General features: G+C 55.3%; 16 protein-coding genes and 3 pseudogenes. 10 read left to right on the forward strand and 9 right to left on the reverse strand.

All coding sequences use genetic code 11. The annotated features are described in order from the left end of the window. The first annotated feature begins 117 nt into the window (after positions 1 to 117). A pseudogene (locus tag WLO32_RS07435) lies at positions 118 to 655 on the forward strand (cell division protein ZapC). Here WLO32_RS07435 and WLO32_RS07440 read toward each other — a convergent pair. Then, positions 652 to 1766 (reverse strand): annotated as a pseudogene (locus WLO32_RS07440) (YcbX family protein). The pseudogenes WLO32_RS07435 and WLO32_RS07440 overlap by 4 nt on opposite strands. Positions 1767 to 1873: 107 nt before the next feature. Between WLO32_RS07440 and rlmKL the strand changes: the two are divergent. From rlmKL to rmf, 6 genes and pseudogenes are all read left to right on the forward strand, one after another. Beyond that, positions 1874 to 3991 carry a bifunctional 23S rRNA (guanine(2069)-N(7))-methyltransferase RlmK/23S rRNA (guanine(2445)-N(2))-methyltransferase RlmL gene (rlmKL, locus tag WLO32_RS07445; RefSeq protein WP_435947774.1) on the forward strand — a complete coding sequence of 706 codons (2118 nt, stop codon included), beginning with the start codon at positions 1874 to 1876 and terminating at the stop codon, positions 3989 to 3991. A gap of 5 nt (positions 3992 to 3996) precedes the next feature. After that, positions 3997 to 5906 (forward strand): annotated as a pseudogene (locus WLO32_RS07450) (ABC transporter ATP-binding protein). 16 nt (positions 5907 to 5922) lie between these two features. Beyond that, a complete protein-coding gene (gene pqiA / locus WLO32_RS07455; RefSeq protein WP_435947775.1) occupies positions 5923 to 7191 on the forward strand; it encodes a membrane integrity-associated transporter subunit PqiA in 1269 nt (422 codons plus the stop codon). Beyond that, a complete protein-coding gene (gene pqiB / locus WLO32_RS07460; RefSeq protein ID WP_435947776.1) occupies positions 7181 to 8821 on the forward strand; it encodes an intermembrane transport protein PqiB in 1641 nt (546 codons plus the stop codon). The genes pqiA and pqiB overlap by 11 nt, the downstream gene beginning before the upstream one ends. After that, positions 8818 to 9384 (forward strand): membrane integrity-associated transporter subunit PqiC, encoded by a 567-nt coding sequence (pqiC, locus tag WLO32_RS07465; protein ID WP_435947777.1) that lies wholly within the window; start codon positions 8818 to 8820, stop codon positions 9382 to 9384. The genes pqiB and pqiC overlap by 4 nt, the downstream gene beginning before the upstream one ends. 269 nt (positions 9385 to 9653) lie before the next feature. Further along, complete coding sequence (gene rmf / locus WLO32_RS07470; protein WP_121267317.1) at positions 9654 to 9821, forward strand: ribosome modulation factor; 168 nt, start codon at positions 9654 to 9656, stop codon at positions 9819 to 9821. A gap of 60 nt (positions 9822 to 9881) precedes the next feature. Here the strand turns inward: rmf and fabA are convergent, their stop codons facing one another. Together fabA and WLO32_RS07480 are read right to left on the reverse strand one after the other, a co-directional pair. Continuing rightward, positions 9882 to 10400 carry a bifunctional 3-hydroxydecanoyl-ACP dehydratase/trans-2-decenoyl-ACP isomerase gene (fabA, locus tag WLO32_RS07475; RefSeq protein WP_435947778.1) on the reverse strand — a complete coding sequence of 173 codons (519 nt, stop codon included), beginning with the start codon at positions 10398 to 10400 and terminating at the stop codon, positions 9882 to 9884. A gap of 68 nt (positions 10401 to 10468) precedes the next feature. Continuing rightward, the gene (locus tag WLO32_RS07480) at positions 10469 to 12223 is read right to left on the reverse strand and encodes an AAA family ATPase (protein ID WP_435947779.1); all 1755 of its coding nucleotides are present in this window, start codon (positions 12221 to 12223) and stop codon (positions 10469 to 10471) included. A 175-nt stretch (positions 12224 to 12398) separates the two neighbouring features. Between WLO32_RS07480 and matP the strand changes: the two genes are divergently transcribed. Next, positions 12399 to 12851, forward strand: a complete 453-nt coding sequence (matP, locus tag WLO32_RS07485; protein WP_435947780.1) for a macrodomain Ter protein MatP — start codon at positions 12399 to 12401, stop codon at positions 12849 to 12851. A gap of 84 nt (positions 12852 to 12935) precedes the next feature. Here the strand turns inward: matP and ompA are convergent, their stop codons facing one another. Further along, complete coding sequence (ompA, locus tag WLO32_RS07490; RefSeq protein ID WP_435947781.1) at positions 12936 to 14018, reverse strand: porin OmpA; 1083 nt, start codon at positions 14016 to 14018, stop codon at positions 12936 to 12938. 358 nt (positions 14019 to 14376) lie between these two features. Next, positions 14377 to 14886 carry an SOS-induced cell division inhibitor SulA gene (gene sulA / locus WLO32_RS07495; protein ID WP_435947782.1) on the reverse strand — a complete coding sequence of 170 codons (510 nt, stop codon included), beginning with the start codon at positions 14884 to 14886 and terminating at the stop codon, positions 14377 to 14379. Between the two features lie 219 nt (positions 14887 to 15105). Here sulA and WLO32_RS07500 point away from each other — a divergent pair, with 219 nt between their 5' ends. Then, positions 15106 to 15720: a TfoX/Sxy family DNA transformation protein gene (locus WLO32_RS07500; protein ID WP_435947783.1), complete on the forward strand. Its 615-nt coding sequence runs from the start codon at positions 15106 to 15108 to the stop codon at positions 15718 to 15720. On the opposite strand, the gene yccS is transcribed toward WLO32_RS07500, so the two are convergent. Then, positions 15717 to 17852, reverse strand: coding sequence for a YccS family putative transporter (yccS, locus tag WLO32_RS07505; protein ID WP_435947784.1), 2136 nt, complete (start codon positions 17850 to 17852; stop codon positions 15717 to 15719). The two genes, WLO32_RS07500 and yccS, sit on opposite strands and share 4 nt — an antisense overlap. 21 nt (positions 17853 to 17873) lie before the next feature. After that, positions 17874 to 18320, reverse strand: a complete 447-nt coding sequence (locus WLO32_RS07510) for a YccF domain-containing protein (RefSeq protein WP_435947785.1) — start codon at positions 18318 to 18320, stop codon at positions 17874 to 17876. A 130-nt stretch (positions 18321 to 18450) separates the two neighbouring features. Here WLO32_RS07510 and helD point away from each other — a divergent pair, with 130 nt between their 5' ends. Next, positions 18451 to 20505 (forward strand): DNA helicase IV, encoded by a 2055-nt coding sequence (gene helD, locus WLO32_RS07515; RefSeq protein WP_435947786.1) that lies wholly within the window; start codon positions 18451 to 18453, stop codon positions 20503 to 20505. Here helD and mgsA read toward each other — a convergent pair whose 3' ends face one another. Then, positions 20506 to 20964, reverse strand: coding sequence for a methylglyoxal synthase (mgsA, locus tag WLO32_RS07520; protein WP_435947787.1), 459 nt, complete (start codon positions 20962 to 20964; stop codon positions 20506 to 20508). A 96-nt stretch (positions 20965 to 21060) separates the two neighbouring features. Beyond that, entirely contained in the window at positions 21061 to 21726 is a 666-nt protein-coding gene (gene csgI / locus WLO32_RS07525) for a curli synthesis inhibitor (protein WP_435947788.1), read from the reverse strand. Positions 21727 to 21854: the final 128 nt, after the last annotated feature.

Below are 21854 nucleotides of genomic sequence, written 5' to 3' on the forward strand. Positions count from 1 at the left end.
TTTATATTCCAATGCTGTTGCTAAATTAATCATCATGGTCTTTTATTAATACGGCTATAAGCGAAACGGCGATAAGGATGTTTTAAGTTTGCGGAATAAACAAAAGGGCAGGGCATTATGCGGATAAAACCGGACGATAGCTGGCGTTGGTATTTTGATGAAGAGCACGATCGTATGATGCTCGATTTAGCCAATGGAATGATTTTTCGCTCCCGTTTCTCGCGTAAAATGCTTACGCCTGACGCCTTTGAAAACGCTGGCTTTTGTGTCGATGACGCCGCGCTGTTTTTCTCCTTTGACGAGAAATGCCGCGACCTGCCGCTGAGCAAAGAACATCGCGCCGAGCTGGTGCTTAATGCGCTGGTGGCTATTCGCTATCTCAAGCCGCAGATGCCGAAAAGCTGGCACTTTATCTCCCACGGGGATTGCTGGCAGCCCGCGCCTGGCGATGCGGCCCTGCGTATGGCTAAGCGAAGATATGCAGCAGGTGAATCTGCTGGTGGTTGAAACCGGCGATAACGCGGCGCTTTGCCTGCTGGCGCAGCCGGGCCTGCAGCTTGCGGGCCGCACCATGCAGCTAGGCGATGCGATTAAGGTAATGAACGACAGGCTGAGACCGCAGTCGATATGCCTCAGCCTTGACCAGGCGGTTTAAAGATTTTCCAGCCTTACATCTCCCGCAGGCACGCAGCTGCAGCACAAAATCGTGCCGTCAGCGCCTATGGCGCTTTTCTTGAGCGCCTTCACTTCCCCGTCCAGTAACCGAATTCGGCAGCTTCCGCAAATTCCGGCGCGACAGGAGTAGGGAACGCGAACGCCCTGCTGTTCAAGCTGCTCCAGAAGAATTTGCTGGTTATTACCGCGGAAAGCCTGGCCCTGCCAGTCAATGGCCACCGCGCTTTCCGGCTGGGCCTGCGGCTGAATACTTTCCGCCACCAGCCCTGCGCCATAAATTCTTGCGGGCTTGCGGGCGAGAACCTCCAGCTCATCTCCGACGCGAATAACCCCGCTGTTGCGCGCAATCAGGTTCTGGCCGAAATCGACATCGCCATTGTCCAGCGCGGTGCGGAAGCTTTGCAGCGTTGCCAGGGGTTCGCCTGAGGGATGCTTGCGACCTTTTTCAGGACTGACCGTGGTGAAAATGCAGCGGCTGCAGGGTTTGGCGACATCAAAGGTCACACCGCCTATGCGCACCACCTGCCAGGTATCTTCATCCCAGGCCTGGGCTCCCGTCACCACCATGTTGGGACGGAACTGCGTCATTTTCACGCTTGCCGGGCAGCGGTTTTGCAAATCGCGCAGCGAGGGCCCTCGTTAGCCAGCAGAAAAGGGAAGCCGTCGGCGAATGATAAAGGAACCTCTGCATAGCGCTTAACGCGACGGGTTAACTCTTCGCCTACCCAACGCAGCTGTACAGGGCGCGAAAAGAAACCGCTTAGCCAGCTGTTGATTTCATCAGGCGCGATCAGCGCGGTGAAGTGGTTGCCCCATACTTCGGTCGCGGCGGGCGTCGGCTGGAAATCGGCAAAGCGGACCTGCGCTGAGGTGCCGTCCGGCGCGCTGAGATACAGGCCATCATGGAGCAGTGCGGGAGTAAAAAGCACCATTTGCGGATACTGGCGCGCGGTAATAAAGGTGCCATCCGGCTCGGCGATCATAAAAATACGATCGAACGCCAGGCCGCTGGCGGCAACCTGCGCATGCGAGAGGGCTAGTCCACGCATTGATTTAACCGGATGAATATAGAGTTGAGATAAAACGATCATGGCGCCCTCCATGCCTGTAAAAATAATAAGAGGGCAACTTTATGACATGCGTGGCGGATTAGCTATAATGCGCCACTATTTTCTTTTTCTGACCAATAAGTGACGATATGAATTCTCTGTTTGCCAGTACGACGCGTGGGCTCGAAGAGCTGTTAAAAACTGAACTGGAAGGCCTCGGCGCGCAAGGCTGCCAGGTGGTTCAGGGCGGCGTACATTACCAGGGGGATTCTCGTCTGGTCTACCAAAGCCTGATGTGGAGCCGCCTTGCGTCCCGCATCCTGCTGCCGCTTAGCGAGTGCAAGGTTTACAGCGATCTGGATTTATACCTCGGCGTGCAGGTTATCGACTGGCCGTCTATCTTTGGCCCGGACGCGACTTTTGCCGTGCACTTTAGCGGCCTGAACGAGGTCATTCGTAACAGCCAGTACGGCGCGCTGAAGGTAAAAGATGCCATCGTTGACTCCTTCACCCGTAAAAATCTGCCGCGCCCGAACGTCGACCGCGAGCAGCCGGATTTACGTATCAACGTCTGGCTGAATAAAGATACCGCCAGCATCGCGCTGGACTTAAGCGGCGAAGGCCTGCACCAGCGCGGCTATCGCGACGGCACCGGCGCGGCGCCGATTAAAGAAACCCTGGCGGCGGCGATCGTTATGCGCTCCGGCTGGCAGCCGGGTACCCCGCTTCTCGATCCCATGTGCGGCTCCGGCACGCTGCTGATCGAAGCCGCGATGATCGCAACCGATCGCGCTCCGGGCTTACATCGCAAACACTGGGGCTTCCTGGGCTGGGCGAAACACGATGTCGAACGGTGGAAAGAGGTCAGCACCGAAGCACAGGTGCGCGCGCGCAAAGGGCTTGCTGACTACGCTTCGCGTTTCTTTGGTTCCGATAACGACTCCCGCGTGATTGAACGCGCGCGCGCCAACACCCGTCGCGCCGGGCTTGCCGACCTCATCAGCTATGAGGTGAAGGATGTCGCTAAGCTCACTAACCCTCTGCCGGAAGGGCCAACGGGGACCGTTGTCAGCAACCCGCCATACGGCGAACGTCTGGACAGCGAGCCTGCGCTGATCGCCCTGCACAGCCTGCTGGGCCGCAATATGAAAACCCAGTTTGGCGGCTGGAATTTGTCGCTGTTTAGCGCCTCTCCGGATCTGCTAAGCTGCCTGCAGCTGCGTGCCGACCGCCAGTTTAAAGCGAAAAACGGCCCGCTTGACTGCGTGCAGAAAAACTATCAGCTGGCGGAAAATGCGTCCGGCGCGGCCGGTGGCCAGCTTGCCGAAGACTATGCCAACCGCCTGCGTAAGAATATTAAGAAGCTGGATAAGTGGGCGCGCCAGGAAGGCCTTGAATGTTACCGCGTATACGATGCTGATTTGCCGGACTACAACGTAGCCGTGGACCGCTACGGCGACTGGGTGGTGGTGCAGGAATACGCGCCGCCGAAAACGGTGGACGCTAACAAAGCGCGTCAGCGTCTGTTTGACGTCATCGCCGCCACGCTTTCAGTGCTTGAACTGCCGTCTAACCGCCTGATTCTGAAAACGCGCGAGCGTCAGAAAGGCAAAAGCCAGTACCAGAAGCTGGGTGAGAAGGGCGACTTTATGGAAGTCAGCGAATACAACGCGCGCCTGTGGGTCAACCTGACGGACTACCTTGATACCGGCCTGTTCCTCGACCACCGTATCGCCCGCCATATGCTCGGCAAAATGAGCCAGGGCAAAGACTTCCTTAATCTGTTCGCCTATACCGGCAGCGCCACGGTGCATGCCGGCCTCGGCGGCGCCAAAACCACCACCACGGTGGATATGTCCCGTACCTATCTGGAATGGGCCGAGCGCAACCTGCGTCTTAACGGCCTGAGCGGTCGCGATCATCGTCTGATCCAGGCGGACTGCCTGGGCTGGCTGAGCGAAACGGATGAACAGTTCGACCTGATCTTTATCGATCCGCCGACGTTCTCTAACTCAAAACGCATGGAAGAGTCTTTTGACGTGCAGCGCGATCACATCGGGCTGATGAAAAACCTCAAACGCCTGCTGCGCCGCGGCGGCACCATAATGTTCTCCAATAATAAACGCGGCTTTAAAATGGATTTTGACGGGCTGGAAACGCTGGGATTGAAAGCACAAGAGATAACCCAGAAAACCCTGTCGCCGGATTTTGCCCGTAATCGCCAGATTCATAACTGCTGGCTTGTCACACACAAAGCCAAGGATTAATTGTCATGTCATTAATTAGTATGCACGGCGCCTGGCTGTCGTTTAGCGACGCGCCGCTGTTAGATAACACCGAACTTCATATCGAAGAAAACGAACGCGTTTGTCTGGTCGGCCGTAACGGCGCGGGTAAATCCACGCTGATGAAAATCCTTAATCGCGAGCTGCCGTTAGACGACGGCCGCATGGTTTACGAGCAGGATCTGATCGTCGCTCGTCTGCAGCAGGATCCGCCGCGTAACGTAGCGGGCACCGTTTATGACTTCGTCGCCGAAGGAGTAGAGGAGCAGGCTGAATACCTGAAGGGCCTATCACGATATCTCCCATAAGGTGATGTCCGATCCGAGCGAAAAGAACCTCAACGAAATGGCGCGCATCCAGGAGATCCTCGATCACCAGAACCTGTGGCAGCTGGATAGCCGTATTAATGAAGTGCTTGAGCAGCTGGGTCTGGATGCCGATACCGAGCTGTCCGCGCTTTCAGGCGGCTGGCTGCGTAAGGCGGCGTTAGGTCGCGCGCTGGTCAGCTCGCCGCGCGTGCTGCTGCTGGACGAACCGACGAACCACCTGGATATCGAAACCATCGACTGGCTGGAAGGCTTCCTGAAAGAGTTCCAGGGCAGCATTATTTTCATTTCGCATGACCGTTCGTTTATTCGCAATATGGCGACCCGCATCGTGGATTTAGATCGCGGCAAGCTGGTTTCTTATCCGGGCGATTACGACCAGTATCTGCTGGCGAAGGAAGAAGCGCTGCGCGTGGAAGAGCTGCAGAATGCGGAGTTCGACCGCAAGCTTGCCCAGGAAGAAGTGTGGATCCGCCAGGGAATTAAAGCCCGCCGCACGCGTAACGAAGGCCGCGTGCGCGCCTTAAAAGCGATGCGACGCGAACGCGGCGAACGCCGTGAAGTGATGGGCAGCGCCAAAATGCAGGTCGAAGAGGCGGCACGTTCAGGCAAGATCGTCTTCGAAATGGAAGACGTCTGCTACCAGGTGGCCGGCAAACAGCTGGTTAAAGATTTCTCCGCTCAGGTTCAGCGCAGCGACAAAATCGCGCTGGTAGGGCCAAACGGCTGCGGCAAGACGACGCTGCTGAAGCTGATGCTGGGCCAGCTGCAGGCGGACAGCGGCCGCGTGCACTGCGGTACGAAGCTGGAAGTGGCCTATTTCGACCAGCACCGCGCCGAGCTGGATCCCGATCGCACCGTGATGGACAACCTCGCGGAAGGCAAGCAGGAAGTGATGGTCAACGGCAAGCCGCGTCACGTGCTTGGCTACCTGCAGGACTTCCTGTTCCATCCTAAACGCGCCATGACGCCGGTGCGCGCGCTGTCAGGCGGCGAGCGTAACCGCCTGCTGCTGGCGCGCCTGTTCCTCAAGCCAAGCAACTTATTGATTCTCGATGAACCGACAAACGATCTGGATGTCGAAACGCTGGAACTGCTTGAAGAGCTGATCGACGGCTACCAGGGCACCGTTATGCTGGTCAGCCACGATCGTCAGTTCGTGGATAACACCGTTACCGAATGCTGGATCTTCGAAGGCGAAGGAAAAATCGGGCGTTACGTTGGCGGCTATCACGACGCTAAAGGCCAGCAGGGTTCAGCGCGCGCGCTGCGCGAAACCGCCCAGGACAAACAGCAAAAGAGCGAGCCGGCGAAAACCGAAGCTGTAAAACGCGGTAATAGCAAACTAAGCTATAACCTGCAGCGTGAGCTGGAACAGCTGCCGCTTCGTCTTGAACAACTTGAGGCCGAGCTGGAAGCGCTGCAGGCGAAAGTGGGCGACGCGGAATTCTTTAACCAGCCTCACGACACGACGCAAAAAGTATTGAGCGAGCTGGCCCACTGCCGAGAAAGCACTGGAAGACGCTTTTGAACGCTGGGAGTACCTCGAGTCTCTGAAAAACGGCGCGTAATGTAAGGAGACCCGATATGTGTGCCACGCATCAAACTCGTTCGCACATATTGTGTCCACAATGTGATTTGCTGGTGGTTTTGCCAGAATTGCAGGACGGCCATAAGGCCGCCTGCCCACGCTGTGGCACAACGCTTATCACACAATGGCCTTCCCCACGGCAGCGGCCTACGGCCTATGCGCTGTCGGCGCTGTTCATGCTGCTGCTGGCCAACCTTTTCCCGTTTATCAACATGAAGGTCGCAGGCGTCAGCAGCGAGGTTACGCTTCTGGAGATCCCGGGCGTGATGTTCTCTGAGGATTACGCAAGCCTCGGGACGTTCTTCATGCTGTTCGTTCAGGCGGTGCCGACGTTCTGTCTTATCACCATTTTGCTGTTGGTTAACCGGGTTACGCTGCCTGCGGTTTTGCAACGCCGGATGGCGCGCGCGCTGTTCCAGCTTAAATCTTGGGGAATGGCAGAGATCTTCCTGGCCGGCGTGCTGGTGAGCTTCGTCAAACTGATGGCCTACGGCGATATCGGCGTGGGCAGCAGCTTTGTGCCCTGGTGCCTGTTCTGCGTGCTGCAGCTGCGGGCTTTTCAGTGCGTGGACAGACGCTGGCTGTGGGACGATATGGCGCCCATGCCTGCCGTTGAGCAACCGCTGAAAGTCGGGGTGGCCGGTATTCATCAGGGGCTGCGTTCCTGTCCCTGCTGCACGGCGATAGTGCCCGAACATCAGCTGGTTTGCCCGCGCTGCGAAACGAAAGGGCATATTCGCCGCAGGCACAGCCTGCAGTGGACGCTTGCGCTTCTGATCACCTCAATCATGCTGTACCTGCCGGCTAATATCCTGCCAATTATGATAACCGAGCTGCTGGGCAGCAAAATGCCGTCGACTATCCTTGCCGGCGTGATCCTGCTGTGGAGCGAAGGCTCCTACCCGGTGGCGATGGTGATATTTATCGCCAGTATTATGGTGCCGACGCTAAAAATGCTGGCGATTGCCTGGCTGTGCTGGGATGCCAAAGGCTACGGCAGGCGTGACAGCGAGCGCATGCACCTGATTTATGAAGTGGTGGAATTCGTTGGCCGCTGGTCGATGATTGACGTTTTTGTTATTGCCGTGCTTTCAGCGCTGGTAAGAATGGGCGCGCTGATGAACATCTATCCGGCGATTGGCGCATTGATGTTCGCTTTAGTGGTAATTTTGACAATGTTTGCTGCGATGACCTTTGACCCTCGCTTGTCCTGGGATCGCGCACCAGATTCAACTCATGAGGAGTCGTCTGAGGATGGAAAATAAAAGCGGGGAAGCAAAAGTACAGAAGGTGAAAAACTGGTCCCCGGTGTGGATTTTCCCTATCGTCACCGCGCTGATTGGCGCCTGGATCCTGTTTTATCATTACAGCCATCAGGGGCCGGAAGTGACCCTGATCACCACCAATGCCGAGGGCATCGAAGGCGGTAAAACCACCATCAAGAGCCGCAGCGTTGACGTCGGCGTGGTGGAAAGCGCCGTGCTTTCCGACGATCTGCATCATGTAGAAATCACCGCTCGTTTGAATGCGGGCATGGAAAAGCTGCTGCATAAAGATTCGGTATTCTGGGTTGTTAAGCCGCAGGTGGGCCGCGGCGGCGTTTCCGGACTGAGCACGCTGCTTTCCGGCGCCTATATCGAGCTGCAGCCGGGAACCAAAGGGCCAAAACCCGAGCGCTATGATTTACTCGACTCTCCGCCTCTGGCCTCGCCGGATGCGAAGGGGATTCGGATTACCCTCGACAGCGATAAAGCAGGGCAGCTCACCCCGGGCGACCCGGTCCTGTTCCGCGGCTATCGTGTAGGGTCGGTGGAAACCAGCACTTTTGATGCTGCTAAGCGCAGCATCAGCTATCAGCTGTTTATCAGCGCGCCTAACGACAGGCTGGTGACCAGCAACGTGCGCTTCTGGAAAGACAGCGGCATCGCCGTGGATATGTCTTCGCAGGGCATGCGTGTCGAAATGGGTTCGCTGGCGACGCTCTTTAGCGGCGGCGTTAGCTTTGACGTGCCCGAAGGATGGGAGCTGGGCGAGCCTGCGCAGCCGGGCGCGGATTATAAGCTCTTTGACGATCAGCGAAGCATTCAGGATTCACTGTATACCCAGCACATCGATTATCTGGTGTTCTTCAAAGATTCCATCCGCGGCCTGCAGCCGGGCGCGCCTGTAGAATTCCGCGGTATCCGCCTGGGGACGGTCGCTCAGGTTCCGTTCTTTACGCCGGGAATGCGGCAGGCTTTGAACGATGATTTCCGTATTCCGATTCTGATTCGCATCGAGCCTGAACGCCTGAAGAACGTTATCGGCGGCGATAACGACATCAAGGCAAACATCGCCGACTTCCTTAAACGCGGCCTGCGCGCTTCGCTGAAGAACGGCAACCTGCTGACCGGGGCGCTCTATATCGACCTCGACTTCTATCCGAAGGCGGAACCGATGACGGGCATGAGGAGCTTTAGCGGTTATCCAATCATTCCTGCGATGAGCGGCGGGCTTGCGCAAATCCAGCAGCGCCTGCTGGACACGCTCGATAAGATTAATAATCTGCCGCTTAACCCGATGATTGAGCAGACCACCAAATCGCTTGCTGAAAGCCAGCGCACCATGCAGCGCCTGCAGCAGACGATTGACAGCCTGAACAAGTTAATGAACAACGAGTCCACGCAGTCGCTGCCGGCCAACATGCAGTCGACGCTGCGCGAGCTGAACCGCAGCATGCAGGGCTTCCAGCCGGGGTCTGCGGCCTATAACAAGATGGTGGCGGATATGCAGCGCCTCGATCAGGTTCTGCGCGAGCTTCAGCCGGTGTTGCGTACCCTGAACGATAAGAGCAATTCGCTGATCTTTGAGGCGAAGGATAAAAAGGATCCCCAGCCGAAGAGGGCTAAAGAATGAAAAAGTGGCTAACGGTTATCGCGATGCTGGCGCTGAGCGCCTGTAGCAGCAGCGACGATGGAAAAACGTATTACCAGCTGCCTCAAGGCTCCGCGCCCGCCATGCAGGCCGTGAGCCAGCCTGGCACCCATCTTTTATGGGTAGAGCAGGTTGCGGTGCCTGACTACCTCGCCGGCAACGGCGTGGTTTATCAGACCAGCGACGTGCAGTTCGTGATTGCAACCAGCAATTTATGGGCGAGCCCGCTGGATCAGCAGCTGCGTAATACCCTGGTAAGCAATCTCAGCAGCGCTCTGCCCGGCTGGGTGGTCGCCTCTCAGCCGCTGGGCAACGATCAGGATATTCTGAATGTGAACGTGACGGGATTCCACGGCCGCTACGACGGCAAAGTGATTGTCAGCGGCGAATGGCTGCTCAATCATCAGGGGCAGCTGATCAAGCGCCCGTTCCATCTTGAGCTGAAGCAGAATGACGATGGTTACGACGCGATGGTCAAAACCCTGGCCCAGGCCTGGCAGCAGGAGGCACAGAGCATTGCAGGCCAGTTAACCCGGCTGAATTAACCTCGCTTTGGCGTACAAAAAAGCTGCGTTCTTCGTCTTAACCGCGAAGCGCAGCTTTTCTTTTTTCAGGGCTTCATTACTTGTGCGACATCACAGTTTTTGTACAAATGATATCCCGTGTAGCTCACATTTATGACACTGGCGTGAATTTTGCGCATTGACGAGGCGCTCATTTCCGGGTATTCGTTAGATGTGGTTGCACATTTTGTAATCACTGTTTTCTTTCCACCAGATCCATTTGTTAGATCAAGAAATGAGGGAAACGAGGCATGAAGAGACAAAAACGAGATCGCCTGGAACGGGCTCATCACCGTGGTTATCAAGCAGGTATCACCGGACGCTCCAAAGAGATGTGTCCTTATCAGGCACTGAATCAGAGGTCGTACTGGATGGGAGGCTGGCGAGAAGCCATGGAAGACAGGGCGGTTACCGCGTAATCACTGTCTCTTTAAGTTGAAAGAAACCTCCGCCGCGCGGAGGTTTCGCGTTTCAGAGGATTAGAAAGCGGAAGTGTCTTTGAACAAACCTACTTTCAGATCGGTTGCGGTGTAAATCAAACGGCCGTCAACCAGCACTTCACCATCGGCAAGGCCCATGATCAGGCGACGGTTCACAATGCGTTTGAAGTGAATGCGGTAGGTGACCTTTTTCGCGGACGGCAGAACCTGGCCGGTGAATTTAACCTCACCCACGCCGAGCGCGCGGCCTTTGCCTTCGCCGCCCAGCCAGCCGAGATAGAAGCCTACCAGTTGCCACATCGCATCCAGGCCCAGACAGCCGGGCATGACAGGATCGCCGATGAAGTGGCAAGCAAAGAACCACAGATCGGGATTGATATCTAATTCTGCTTCAACGTAACCTTTATCGAAGTTGCCGCCGTCTTCGGTCATTTTGACCACGCGGTCCATCATCAGCATGGAAGGCGCGGGTAACTGCGGGCCTTCAGCGCCAAACAGTTCGCCACGACCAGAGGCAAGAAGATCTTCTTTTGTATAGGATTCGCGTTTATCTACCATGTCTACAGTAAGCCTTTTTATAATGAAGCACGCAGGTTAGCTAACACGTGTACGCTCAACAAGTCCGATCAGTTGTGGTTGAACCAGTTGAGCCAGCGCAGCGGCCACGGATAGCGGTGCCGAATGTCCTGTGCGCTGGCCTGAGCGATTCGCTCCTGCACCACGCGCATCAGGGTATTTTGCCCTTCGCCATCCCATGGCAGGTTTGTTAATAAGGGTAGCGCATCAGCCACTTCGTCAATGGCCCAGATGGAGAATTGACCCTGTTCAACCGCGTTTAAAACGTCCTGGTGCAGACACAGGTGACGAATATTGGCAGCGGGAATGATGACGCCCTGCTGGCCGGTTAATTCGCGCTGCTGGCAAATCCTGAAGAAACCTTCAATTTTCTCATTCAGCCCGCCCACGGGCTGCACCCGACCAAACTGGTCGACGGAGCCGGTCACCGCGATATGCTGGTAAATAGGAACGTTTGCAAGGGCGCTTATCAATGCGCACAGCTCGGCCATAGAGGCGCTGTCGCCATCCACTTCGCTGTACGATTGTTCAAAGGTTATCGAGGCTGAGAAAGGAATTTGCTGTTCAAGCTGAAGCTCGGACATCAAAAACGCCTGCATAATCATCATGCCCTTGGCGTGAATATTGCCGCCCAGCTCCGCTTTACGCTCAACGTCGGTAAACTCGCCGTCGCCGACATGCACCACGCAGCTGATGCGCGAAGGTTCACCAAAGGCGCGCGGATGGCCGGGGAATTCAATAACCGACAGCGCGTTGATTTGCCCGACCATCTCGCCTTCGGTTTCAATCAGGATCTGCTCAAGCAGGATTTCATCCTGCATGCGTTCAGCAAGGAAGCCTTCGCGCCACTCGCGCTGTATCAGCATCTGTGAAAGCTGCTCGCCGCTGAAGGTCTCTTCCTCAGTAAAGGCGGCGACTTCACGCAGCTGGCGGGTTAACCATAGCGGACACAGCGGCAGGGTTTCCTGATCGCCCGTGTAGCGAACGGCTTCCCGCATCAGAACCGGCCAGGCATCCTGCGCCGGGGAAGGCAGATTCTTCGCTTTCGCCACGGCATGAATCCACTGGCACCACAGAGCCATGTCATCAGCAGAGGCAATCTGAACGTTTTCTTCAAATTCGCTGTAGATGGCCTGCGAGGCCAGCTCGGGCTCCATATCCTGGAAGTCCGCCAGCGACTCACGCTCGCCAACCAGAATCAGCTTTACGTTCAGCGGCAGGGAAGGAATGCTCACCGGCAGCGGGCGAGACTCATCAGGTGAAATCCAGTCAAAACGTCCCTGGGTCACCATCTGCTTCAGACGTAGCCACAGCAGGGGCTGAGCCAGCACGCTTCGCAAAGAGAGCACCAGCACGCCGCCGTTTGCCCGGTGTATTGCACCAGGCGTCAGGCTGATTTCGCCTGCGAACTGGCGTACACAGCCAAACAGCTGTTCGGTTTCGACCCAGTCAGCAACGATGACCTCACCCTTGCCCGTAAAAGAGCCATCGCTTTCTTCGGCAGGGCGCAGCGTTACCCGATTGCCTTCGATAAGGTAATGCCCGCCGGCCAGCGTTTCGGCTGGCTGCCACACTTCGTCGGCGGCAGCGGCTATTAAATTAAGGTATTCGGTCTCTTCAGCGGCTTTTACCAGCATCAGGTCGGCCGAGGCTACCGGTTGGCTCAGTTGTTCCAGCCCGTAGAACAGGCGTGACTGGACGGCAGAGAAGGGCGCAGAGTCGGTGTCATAAGGCTGCGCAAAAATTTCCTGATAACTCTCGGTATCCGGAACCAGGGCACGCCATTCAAGTCGATTAGTCGTCAAAGTCGCTATTTATTAATCAGATGTCAAAGGCGCGATTATACAAGAATAGGCCGGGCAGCACACGGTTAATGCTCGATAACAAGTTTATCCCGCTCACAGCTTTAATTTTTCAGATGAGCGAAAGCGGTAAAAACTGTTATCCTGAACAAAGTTACACGGTCACACTGGGATCGCGATGAAATATCAACAGTTAGAAAATCTCGAGAGCGGCTGGAAGTGGAAGTATCTGGTGAAAAAACACCGTGAAGGCGAGCTGATTACCAGATATATCGAAGCCAGCGCGGCGAAAGAGGCGGTAGATGCGCTGCTGAGCCTGGAAAACGAACCTGTACAGGTGTCGGGCTGGATTGAGCAGCATATGAACCCGGTGCTTCATAATCGCATGAAGCAAACTATACGTGCCCGCCGTAAACGCCATTTTAATGCGGAACATCAGCATACCCGCAAGAAATCAATCGATCTGGAATACCTGGTCTGGCAAAGGCTGGCGGGGCTTGCCCAGCGTCGCGGCTGTACCCTTTCAGAAACCATAGTGCAGCTGATTGAAGATGCCGAGCGTAAAGAAAAATACGCCAGCCAGATGTCGAACCTTAAGCAGGATCTGCAGGCCTTGCTGGGCAAGGAGTAAATGTCCCTGCATGACGGTCACGATTTTTGCTTTTTTTAGACAATAAAAAACCCCGCCGAAGCGGGGTTTTTTTATAACGGTAACTTATGCCGCAGGCTGAGTTACAACGTCTTTGATACCTTTAACTTCGATCTCTACGCGACGATCTGGAGCCAGGCAATCAATCAGTTTAGCTTTAGGAGCTACGTTATCACAGGTGTTGCCAGTGACCGGGTTAGATTCGCCCATACCGCGTGGGGAGATCTTGTTAGCCGGGATACCTTTAGAAACCAGGTAATCAACAACAGACTGTGCGCGTTTTTCAGACAGTTTCTGGTTGTACTGGTCGGAACCGATACGGTCGGTGAAGCCCAGAACGACAACAGAACCATCTTTCGGATCCAGGTTGCTCAGCTGGGTGTACAGCTGATCCAGTGCCTGCTGACCTTCCGGTTTCAGAGTAGATTTGTTGAAGTTGAACAGTACGTCAGACTTCAGAGTGAAGTGCTTGGTCTGTACTTCTGGTGCTGGAGCCGGAGCCGGAGCTACAACTGGAGCTGGCGCTTCGGACTGGCCGAAACGGTAAGAAACACCCAGGCTCAGCATGCCGTTGTCTGGACGAGTACCAACGGTTTCAGCATCACCGATGTTGTTAACCCACTGGTATTCCAGACGGGTAGCGATGTCGCGGGTAACTGCCCACTCAACGCCGCCTGCGAATACTGGAGAAACGCCAGTGTCGTGGTCTTTCAGACGACCGCCAGCACCGTTGTCATAAGCTGCTTTGGAGTCTGCACGCCAAACCATACCACCCAGACGAGTGTAAACGTCCAGATCGTCAGCTACTGGGTAGCTCAGTTTGGTGGTCAGCTGAACGCCTTGAGCTTTGAATGCGCCGTTGTTTGTGTCGCCTTTGTAAGGCATACGACCTAACCAGTCGTAACCCATTTCAAAACCAACGTACGGGTTAACCTGATAACCACCGAAGGCACCTGCGCCCAGCTGGCTTTCGTGGGTAGGGCCATTGCCGATACCGCCGTCGTAACCGTTACCGTAGAAACCAGTATCATGGAACTGAGACCAGCCCAGTTTACCACCGGCATACCAGGTATTATCTTTCGGTGCGGCCTGCGCTACGGTAGCGAAGCCAGCCAGTGCCACTGCAATCGCGATAGCTGTCTTTTTCATTTTTTGCGCCTCATTATCATCCAAATAGGCCATGAGCCTTAAACATCGTCAAAGCCCAGGGTTAAATCCTTCGCCCGGGTTAACGCTCAATTGTTACTCTACCGATCAGTCGGTGTTATGAAGAGCAACCCTGGCGAGCTAAAGTCTACAACGTAGTTGAAAACTTACAAGTGTGAACTCTGTCAGGCATATGAAAAAAAACGACTTGCATACATATTTAGTAACAGATTCGGCTGTATTTCAACCACGCCGTTTCGCTCAGAATGGCGTCAGAAGCGGCTTGCGAGGGGGATTCGCGATAAATGACAAGGCGTTGTAAATTTCGAAGAAAAAATGCCAGGATTTATCTTAAATTTACTTAATGATACAAACTAGAATGAATTTTTAGCCCTGTCCGTGGTCTGCAACCGGATCCTGGCGCTCTGACCGGACGCATAATAAACCCGATCGCGTTGCCTTTTTCGGCTGCGTTTGACAGGCGAAAATACTCCTCATCGGTCATGTCTTCAGATAACCAACCGATAACAACGCTGTAATTTCCTGTCTGCAATGCTTTTACCATAGCATCAACGGTAAAAAGTGGATCTAACTGGCTCACCTGCATCACTTTAGTGAGCGGCAACCCTGATGCCTGCACCCACTGGCGGCTTAATTTCTGCTGCGGGGTAAGCCATAGCTGCCAGCGAGACTGCTGACCAAGCTGTTGCAGCAAAGGCAGCAGCACTAGCTGCGTCATCCACGGCTGGTCTTCGCTGTAAACCACTTCACTGATCACGCCTGTGACATCGTTTCCTGCAAAGGTTTCCGCAGAAGTAAGCGCAACGGATGAACGGTTGGCAATAGGGGTACGATAGTTCGGTGTGTGCATAGCGAGTCCCGCCTGATGGGTTACTGTATGTTTATACAGTAATGCCTGTGCGAGCAAAGATCAATCTAAATTTCTGAAAGCAACTCGCAAATTTTTCACGTAATTCGCGGAATTATTAAATTGTGATTGCAGCCGGCAATCAGGTTACTTATTGTTCTGTTACCGGAACCGGTAAATAATAAAGCCGGTGTTTAATTCATGATAATCAAGGACTTGTTCATGAAATTTAAATCATATAACAGGATTTATCAATCTAAGGAATACCTCGCTCCCCTGGGGGATATCCACTATCGATCGCAGTTCGGCGGCTATAGCCTGGCTATTGACGAGATAGTCTTCGCCATGGTGGCGGAAGGAGAGCTCTACCTGCGTGCCTGCGAGGAAAGCGAAACGTATTTCGTCAATAAAGCCGCTCCGTCGCTTATTTTCAACAAGCGCGGAAGACCCATCGTTCTTAACTACTATCAGGTAGATGAACAGCTCTGGCAGGATCGGGACAAGCTGCTGCAGCTTTCCTCCTGCGCGCTTATGAATGCCCGCCGTGAGAAATCCGTCCGCAAAACCCAAAGGCGGCTTAAGGATCTGCCCAATCTTTCGGTCAATCTTGAGATATGGCTGTGGGAGGCCGGCATTGCGGATTTACGCACCCTGCAGGCTTACGGCGCCAGGCGTTCATGGATAAAACTGCGCGGTGTCAAAAAATTCGTCGGCGTGAAAATTCTCCTCGCCCTGGCCGGCGCTATCTCAGGCATTCATGAAGCAGCGCTCCCGGCGGTGACGCGCCAGGAGCTGTTGGACTGGTATCAGCGCTATGAGCAGCGCCACAGGCGTTAATCGCTATGCGCGGCTATATGCTGCTGTAGACGCGATATTTCCGGCAGCAGGGAAACCAGCAGCCCAATTTGCTGAAGCACCAGCGGTTCCTTAGTGTCAGGGCAAGGGTCGATTTGAGTAATCCTTTCCGACAGCCCCTGAAGCGCCTGCTGTACCCGCTGTTCATCGGCGGGCAGGTGATGAAGCGCATCGTCAACGTAACAGACAGCATCATCCAGCAGCAGCAGGATCTCGTTATTAGCGAGCTTTTCACGATGCGCGCCCAGCGCTGACACATAGCTGTTAAAAGTATGGTTCAGGCAGAGCAAACGAAACGCCGTCTCGCGGGTTTCAGGCGAGACGCGGGGCTCGGAAGACATATTGGAAACCACCGAGGCCAGCTCGGCGTCCCGATTGTGGGCGTCACGGCGAGCAATACGATATTCGAGGCGGTTATCGCGTCCCTGATGATACTGCTCAAGGATAGCGTCCAGATAACGGCAGTTGGCGTTGAAGGCTCGCTCAACGACCAGAGAAAGGCGGCGAAAACGCCAGTCTGGCCAGATAAAGCTTACCGCGGCCCATGCTATCGCGCAGCCTAGCAGCGTATCTATGACGCGTGGAAACGCGACTTCAAAGCCTTCGCCGAGCAAATTGAAACACAGCAGCACGAGCAGGGTGATAAACATGGTGGCGTGCGCGTACTGAACGTTACGAAAGGCGAAGAACAGAACGCCGGTAATCACAATCAGAATCAGCTGCCCTTCCAGCGAAGGCACAAACCACAAAATAGGCAGGCCTATCGCCACGCCGACAAGGGTGCCGACAATACGTAAAGCCAGCCGCCTGCGGGTGGCATTGTAGTTGGGCTGGCAGACAAACAGGCTGGTTAGCAAAATCCAGTAGCCGTGCTGCAGTCCCGTAAGCTGAATAAAAGCGTAGCCCACGCAAAGCACCAGCGACATGCGAACGGCATGGCGGAACAGCGCGGATTCAGGCGTCAGGTTGCGGGTAAGGCGCAGCCAGATATCGCCGAAACCCGTAAGCTTATCGTCGGCAAGACGGTTCTCGATATCGTTGTGTGGGGCGGCCAGAGCCTGCTCGGATTCGATTGTGGCAAGCTGCGCATCAATAGCGCGCAGGTTACTCATCAGATAGCCCAGCGCCTTCATTTCGCTGCCCGCAGGATCCGTTTTATTGACCCGCGCAATGGCCGCATCAAGATGGGTAAAGGCCCTTTCAAATCTGGGATCGTGCTGGTAGGGCACCCGCAGCAGCACGGAACGTGACAGCTGCTGGCATGCCTGCGACTGCAGGGTCAGCAGGCGCTGGAAGCGAAACATAATGTCGCTGTAGCGGAATTTATCCCGCAGGGCCTGATACTGAATATGGGAAGAGCTGGCCCGCTCGTGGATATCCTGCGCGACAAAGTAGTAGTGCAGGGTGCGCCGGGTGCCGCGCTGTCCGCGATCGCCGCGCAAGCGGGTTAACAAAGACGCTTTCGTCTGGTTCAGCGTAGTCACCAGCTGGCTGTTAGACATCGCCAGCTCCAGCATGGGCGCCTGGCTTTCCTCTTCGATATCCGGATCAAACAGCGTCGCTTTGATTTCCAGATAATGCGCCAGGTGCTCATAGCAGCGGGCCAGATTGTCCTGCAAGGGACGGATCGGGAAGATAAGATGCCCGGCGAGCGTGAGCAGGTTGTACCAAACCGCTCCCGCCAGCAGGAGCAGCGGCTGCTGATACCAGTGTGCGTACAAAGAAATGCCGAGCATGGTGTAAATAGCGATCAGCAGCGCGCCGAAGGCTATGGTTGCGTAGCGCTGACCCAGCCCGCCCAGCAGAATAAAACCGCTGGTAGAAAGCATCAGCCCCAGCGTGAACAGCCATGGCCAGGGGAACAGCAGCTCGACGGAGGCGGAAGCAATAAAAAAGCTGACCAGCGTAATCAGCAGGTTTCGCAAACGCCCGGTCAGCCGATCGTCCAAATCCGCCAGCGCCGCCGCAACCACCCCCAGCGTCAACGGAATAGTCAGTTTGACCTCTCCGAGCCACCAGGGCAGGGCGGCCGTGCCGGTCAGGGCGATAAAAATGCGTAAGTTGTAAAGCCAGGCGCTGTTCCACGTGTAGCGGCGCAGTAAGGGACTAAGCATTAGCTCGCAATTTCCTGTGCGTTATTGAAAACGGCGCTGCGCATTGGCGGTACGCGCCGCCCGTGCCGTTTCAACCGAGACGACGCGGCGACCAACCGGCCACAGGGCAATGGCGGCGATTTTAAAATTCGCAATGCCCACCGGAATACCGATGAGGGTGATGCACTGAGCGATACCGGTGAGAATGTGCATCACGCAAAGCCACCAGCCGAAGAAAATCAGCCAGAAAATGTTCAGCAGGGTGCCGCCGGTATTCATGATCGCGCTTTTACCCTGCGGGTTGAGCTCATCGACATGAATAGCTTCGTTGCCGTACGGCACGAAGGAAAGCCGGGTTATCTCCCAGCAGGAACGAGTCAGCGGGAGCGTGAAAATAAAAATAATACTGACGAGAGTAGCCAGTAGCCAGGACAGAGTTGTCAGGAAACCACCCAGTACAAAGTTCAACACATTAAGGACCGTACGCATAAGCACTCTTCGTTGGTAAAAGTCATGAAATAAATAACCACAGCAATTGTAACGCGTTTTTAGTCTGGAGCGTCATTCCTTCGACGGGTAAACTTAGCGGCAACTTCTTTACTTGAGCAGACAAAGCGTAATGGAACTCAAAGCGACCTCCCTTGGCAAACATCTGGCACAGCATCCTTACAACCGCGTGAAATTACTCAGCGCGGGCGTGGAGGTAAAGGGCGATCGTCATGAATACCTTATTCCATTTAATCAACTGGTCGCGATCAATATCAAGCGCGGGCTGGTCTGGGGGGAGCTGGAATTTGTCCTGCCAGACGATAAGGTTGTGCGCCTGCACGGTACGGAATGGGGGGAAACCCAGCGCTTTTATCATCATCTGGACACGCTGTGGCGCACATGGAGCGTCGAGATGAGCGAAGTTGCCGCCCGGGTGCTTGATGAGCAGTATGCTGAAATCATCCGGCGCACCCGGCAGGAAAAATGGTTCAGGCGCAGCGATATGGAAGCTCTGCAGCAGAATGTCAAAGCCGCTTTTGCGGCCCTGCCTGTGCCCCAGGCAAGGCTTGAGGCGTTTGATAACTGCCGCGAGGCGTGGCTTAACTGCAAGGCGTGGCTGGAGCAGGGCGAGAGCCGCCGCGACGAACGCAACGCCGCCTATACCGAGCGCATGCTGGAAAAGTATGCCGATTTTTTCCAGCAGGTAGAAACCTCTCCTCTCAACCCTTCCCAGGCGCGCGCCGTGGTAAACGGCGAGGATTCATTACTGGTGCTGGCAGGCGCCGGGAGCGGCAAAACCTCCGTGCTGGTGGCCCGCGCAGGCTGGTTGCTACAGCGGGGCGAGGCGACGGAAGACCAAATTCTGCTGCTGGCGTTTGGGCGCCAGGCCGCGCAGGAAATGGATCGGCGAATTGCTGAACGCCTGCACACGGATGCCATAACCGCACGTACTTTTCATGCGCTTGCGCTGCATATAATTCAGCAGGGCGGCCGCAAAGCGCCGCGCATCAGCGAGCTGGAGTCAGATACTGCCGCAAGGCATCAGCTTTTAATCGAAAGCTGGCGGCAGCAGTGCCGCGAGAAAAAGGCCCAGGCGAAAGGGTGGCGGGAATGGCTAAGGGATGAGCTGGAATGGGAGGTGCCGGAAGGCGAATACTGGCTCGATGAGCGTCTGAGCAAACGCCTCGCCGGCAGGCTTGACCGCTGGTTAGGACTCATACGTATGCACGGCGGCTCCCAGGCGGACATGATCTCTGCCTGCGCGGAGGAAATACGTCCTCTGTTTTCAAAGCGCGTTAAGCTGATGGCGCCTTTATTGAAAGCCTGGAAAAGCGCGCTTAAAGCTGAAGAGGCGGTAGACTTCTCCGGCCTGATTCATCAGGCGGTTAACGTGCTGGAAAAAGGGCGTTTTATCAGCCCGTGGAAGCACATTCTGGTAGACGAGTTCCAGGATATCTCCCCGCAGCGCGCGGCATTGCTGGCGGCGCTGCGTCGGCAGAACTCGCATACATCTTTATACGCGGTGGGGGATGACTGGCAGGCCATCTACCGTTTCAGCGGCGCGGAAATGGCGCTTACTACGGCCTTTGCGCACCATTTCGGCGAAGGCGACCAGTGCGCGTTAGATACCACCTACCGCTTTAACGATCGCATCGGTGAAGTGGCGAATAAATTCATTCAGCAGAACCCGAACCAGCTCGCCAAGCCTTTAAACAGCCTGACAAAAGGGGATAAAAAGTCGGTTACGCTGCTGGCGGACGACCAGCTCGACAACCTCCTTGATAAGCTCAGCGGCTACGCCAGACCAGAACAGCGCATCCTGGTGCTTGCCCGCTACCATCATCTGCGTCCGGCGAGCCTTGAAAAAGCGGCGACGCGCTGGCCGAAGCTGAATATTGATTTTCTGACCATTCATGCCAGCAAAGGGCAGCAGGCGGACTACGTTATCGTTCTGGGATTGCAGCAGGGCAAAGACGGTTTTCCGGCACAGGCCCGCGAATCGGTGATGGAGCAGGCGCTGCTGCCGGAGCCGGAAGAGTATCAGGATGCGGAGGAACGGCGGCTGCTGTATGTCGCGATGACGCGGGCGCGCCATCGCGTTTGGCTGCTCTTTAACAAAAAAGAGCCTTCTGATTTTGTCGATATTCTGAAACGTCTCGGCGTGCCGGCCGCCGGCCGGCCCTGATTATTTCAGCCTTTCGGCAAGGTAACGCTGATAATCCGGGATAAGGATATCCACATCCTGATTAAAGCCCGGCGACTGGATAATAAAATCCGCGGTGGAGAGATTGGTCGCCACCGGGATATTCCAGACGGTAGCAAGACGCAGCAGGGCCTTCACGTCCGGGTCGTGCGGTACCGCGTTAAGCGGATCCCAGAAGAAGATCAGCACGTCGATTTTCCCTTCTGAAATCAAGGCGCCAACCTGCTGGTCGCCGCCCATCGGGCCGCTCAGCATGGCGTTCACCTCCAGCCCGCAGGTCCGCTGAATCAAATTACCGGTGGTGCCCGTGGCGTATAAAACGTGCGTAGCCAGCGACGCGCGATGGCGCTCAACCCATTTCAGCAGCGCTTCTTTACAGTGATCGTGCGCCACCAGCGCAATGTGCTTTTTGGCCGCGAGGGTGCGGGTAGTTAATTCCATGGAGAAATCCTGATTGATTAGCATTGGCTACAGCTTACTGGAAGTCACTGATGCTGCAAGATAAGGACGTCAAAATGTATTTAAAAAGCCGCGTAATTAAGGGGCGGGATGCTCTTTTACCCACTGTAAGAAACGTTCACGCGTCGTTTTATCCGCCTGTACAAACCAGTACTTCAGCCGCTGCTCCGTCAGCGTTTCGGACGGGCGAACCGGCGGATCGAGTTCAGAGGTGCGGGAAAGCAGGGCGCTGTCATCGGCCATCATAACCGCGAACTGCGGCATTGAGGCGATTTTGCCCGCCTGGTTATAGCGCTGCGTATCGTTTTCATAATCAATCCCCTGCGGCGCGGGCGTAATGGCCAGCACGTCGAGTTTTATCGGGATGACCACCGCGCTGCCGTCGAGAAGCTGCAGGTGCGGAGCGCCGTCAAAAACCTCGCTCTCTTTTTCATTCTCGATATGGGGAAGGTTAAAGTTCACCTGGCTTATCTCTTTCGTATCGAAGCTCACCACCAGGGGCTGCGATATATAAAGCCTTTGTTCGCGCGCGTTTGCGCGGACGTTTTTTTCAACGCGAAATACAATCTGGTGCGCACCGTTATCCAGTTCGATACTGTCCGCTCCTTTTAACAGCGAGCTGGAAACTTTCTTGCCGTCAAGCACCAGCAAATCGATATCCGTGGAAAGCCGTAAGGTGGTTGCCCGGGCGCAAAAAGGCAGGAGTAGGGTATAGCAAAGGACTACGTAGGGCCCAATCTTCATTCATTTCTCCTGCGCCGGCGCGGCCTGAATCATCCGTTCCAGAATGTGTCAAAATTTTTCACAATAACGGTCCATTAACATATAGACATATTCTTAATATTTGCTCTCATACATCCGTATGGGAAAGA

Origin of the sequence: Dryocola mayonis, from assembly GCF_051307045.1 — a bacterium.
In the GTDB taxonomy this organism is placed as follows: domain Bacteria; phylum Pseudomonadota; class Gammaproteobacteria; order Enterobacterales; family Enterobacteriaceae; genus Dryocola.

Bases quoted from the DNA above. Each gene is read 5' to 3' on its own strand.
- rlmKL (WP_435947774.1), top strand. From the start codon at position 1,874: ATGAATTCTCTGTTTGCCAGTACGACGCGTGGGCTCGAAGAGCTGTTA.
- pqiA (WP_435947775.1), top strand. From the start codon at position 5,923: ATGTGTGCCACGCATCAAACTCGTTCGCACATATTGTGTCCACAATGT.
- pqiB (WP_435947776.1), top strand. From the start codon at position 7,181: ATGGAAAATAAAAGCGGGGAAGCAAAAGTACAGAAGGTGAAAAACTGG.
- pqiC (WP_435947777.1), top strand. From the start codon at position 8,818: ATGAAAAAGTGGCTAACGGTTATCGCGATGCTGGCGCTGAGCGCCTGT.
- rmf (WP_121267317.1), top strand. From the start codon at position 9,654: ATGAAGAGACAAAAACGAGATCGCCTGGAACGGGCTCATCACCGTGGT.
- fabA (WP_435947778.1), bottom strand. From the start codon at position 10,400: ATGGTAGATAAACGCGAATCCTATACAAAAGAAGATCTTCTTGCCTCT.
- matP (WP_435947780.1), top strand. From the start codon at position 12,399: ATGAAATATCAACAGTTAGAAAATCTCGAGAGCGGCTGGAAGTGGAAG.
- ompA (WP_435947781.1), bottom strand. From the start codon at position 14,018: ATGAAAAAGACAGCTATCGCGATTGCAGTGGCACTGGCTGGCTTCGCT.
- sulA (WP_435947782.1), bottom strand. From the start codon at position 14,886: ATGCACACACCGAACTATCGTACCCCTATTGCCAACCGTTCATCCGTT.
- WLO32_RS07500 (WP_435947783.1), top strand. From the start codon at position 15,106: ATGAAATTTAAATCATATAACAGGATTTATCAATCTAAGGAATACCTC.
- yccS (WP_435947784.1), bottom strand. From the start codon at position 17,852: ATGCTTAGTCCCTTACTGCGCCGCTACACGTGGAACAGCGCCTGGCTT.
- WLO32_RS07510 (WP_435947785.1), bottom strand. From the start codon at position 18,320: ATGCGTACGGTCCTTAATGTGTTGAACTTTGTACTGGGTGGTTTCCTG.
- helD (WP_435947786.1), top strand. From the start codon at position 18,451: ATGGAACTCAAAGCGACCTCCCTTGGCAAACATCTGGCACAGCATCCT.
- mgsA (WP_435947787.1), bottom strand. From the start codon at position 20,964: ATGGAATTAACTACCCGCACCCTCGCGGCCAAAAAGCACATTGCGCTG.
- csgI (WP_435947788.1), bottom strand. From the start codon at position 21,726: ATGAAGATTGGGCCCTACGTAGTCCTTTGCTATACCCTACTCCTGCCT.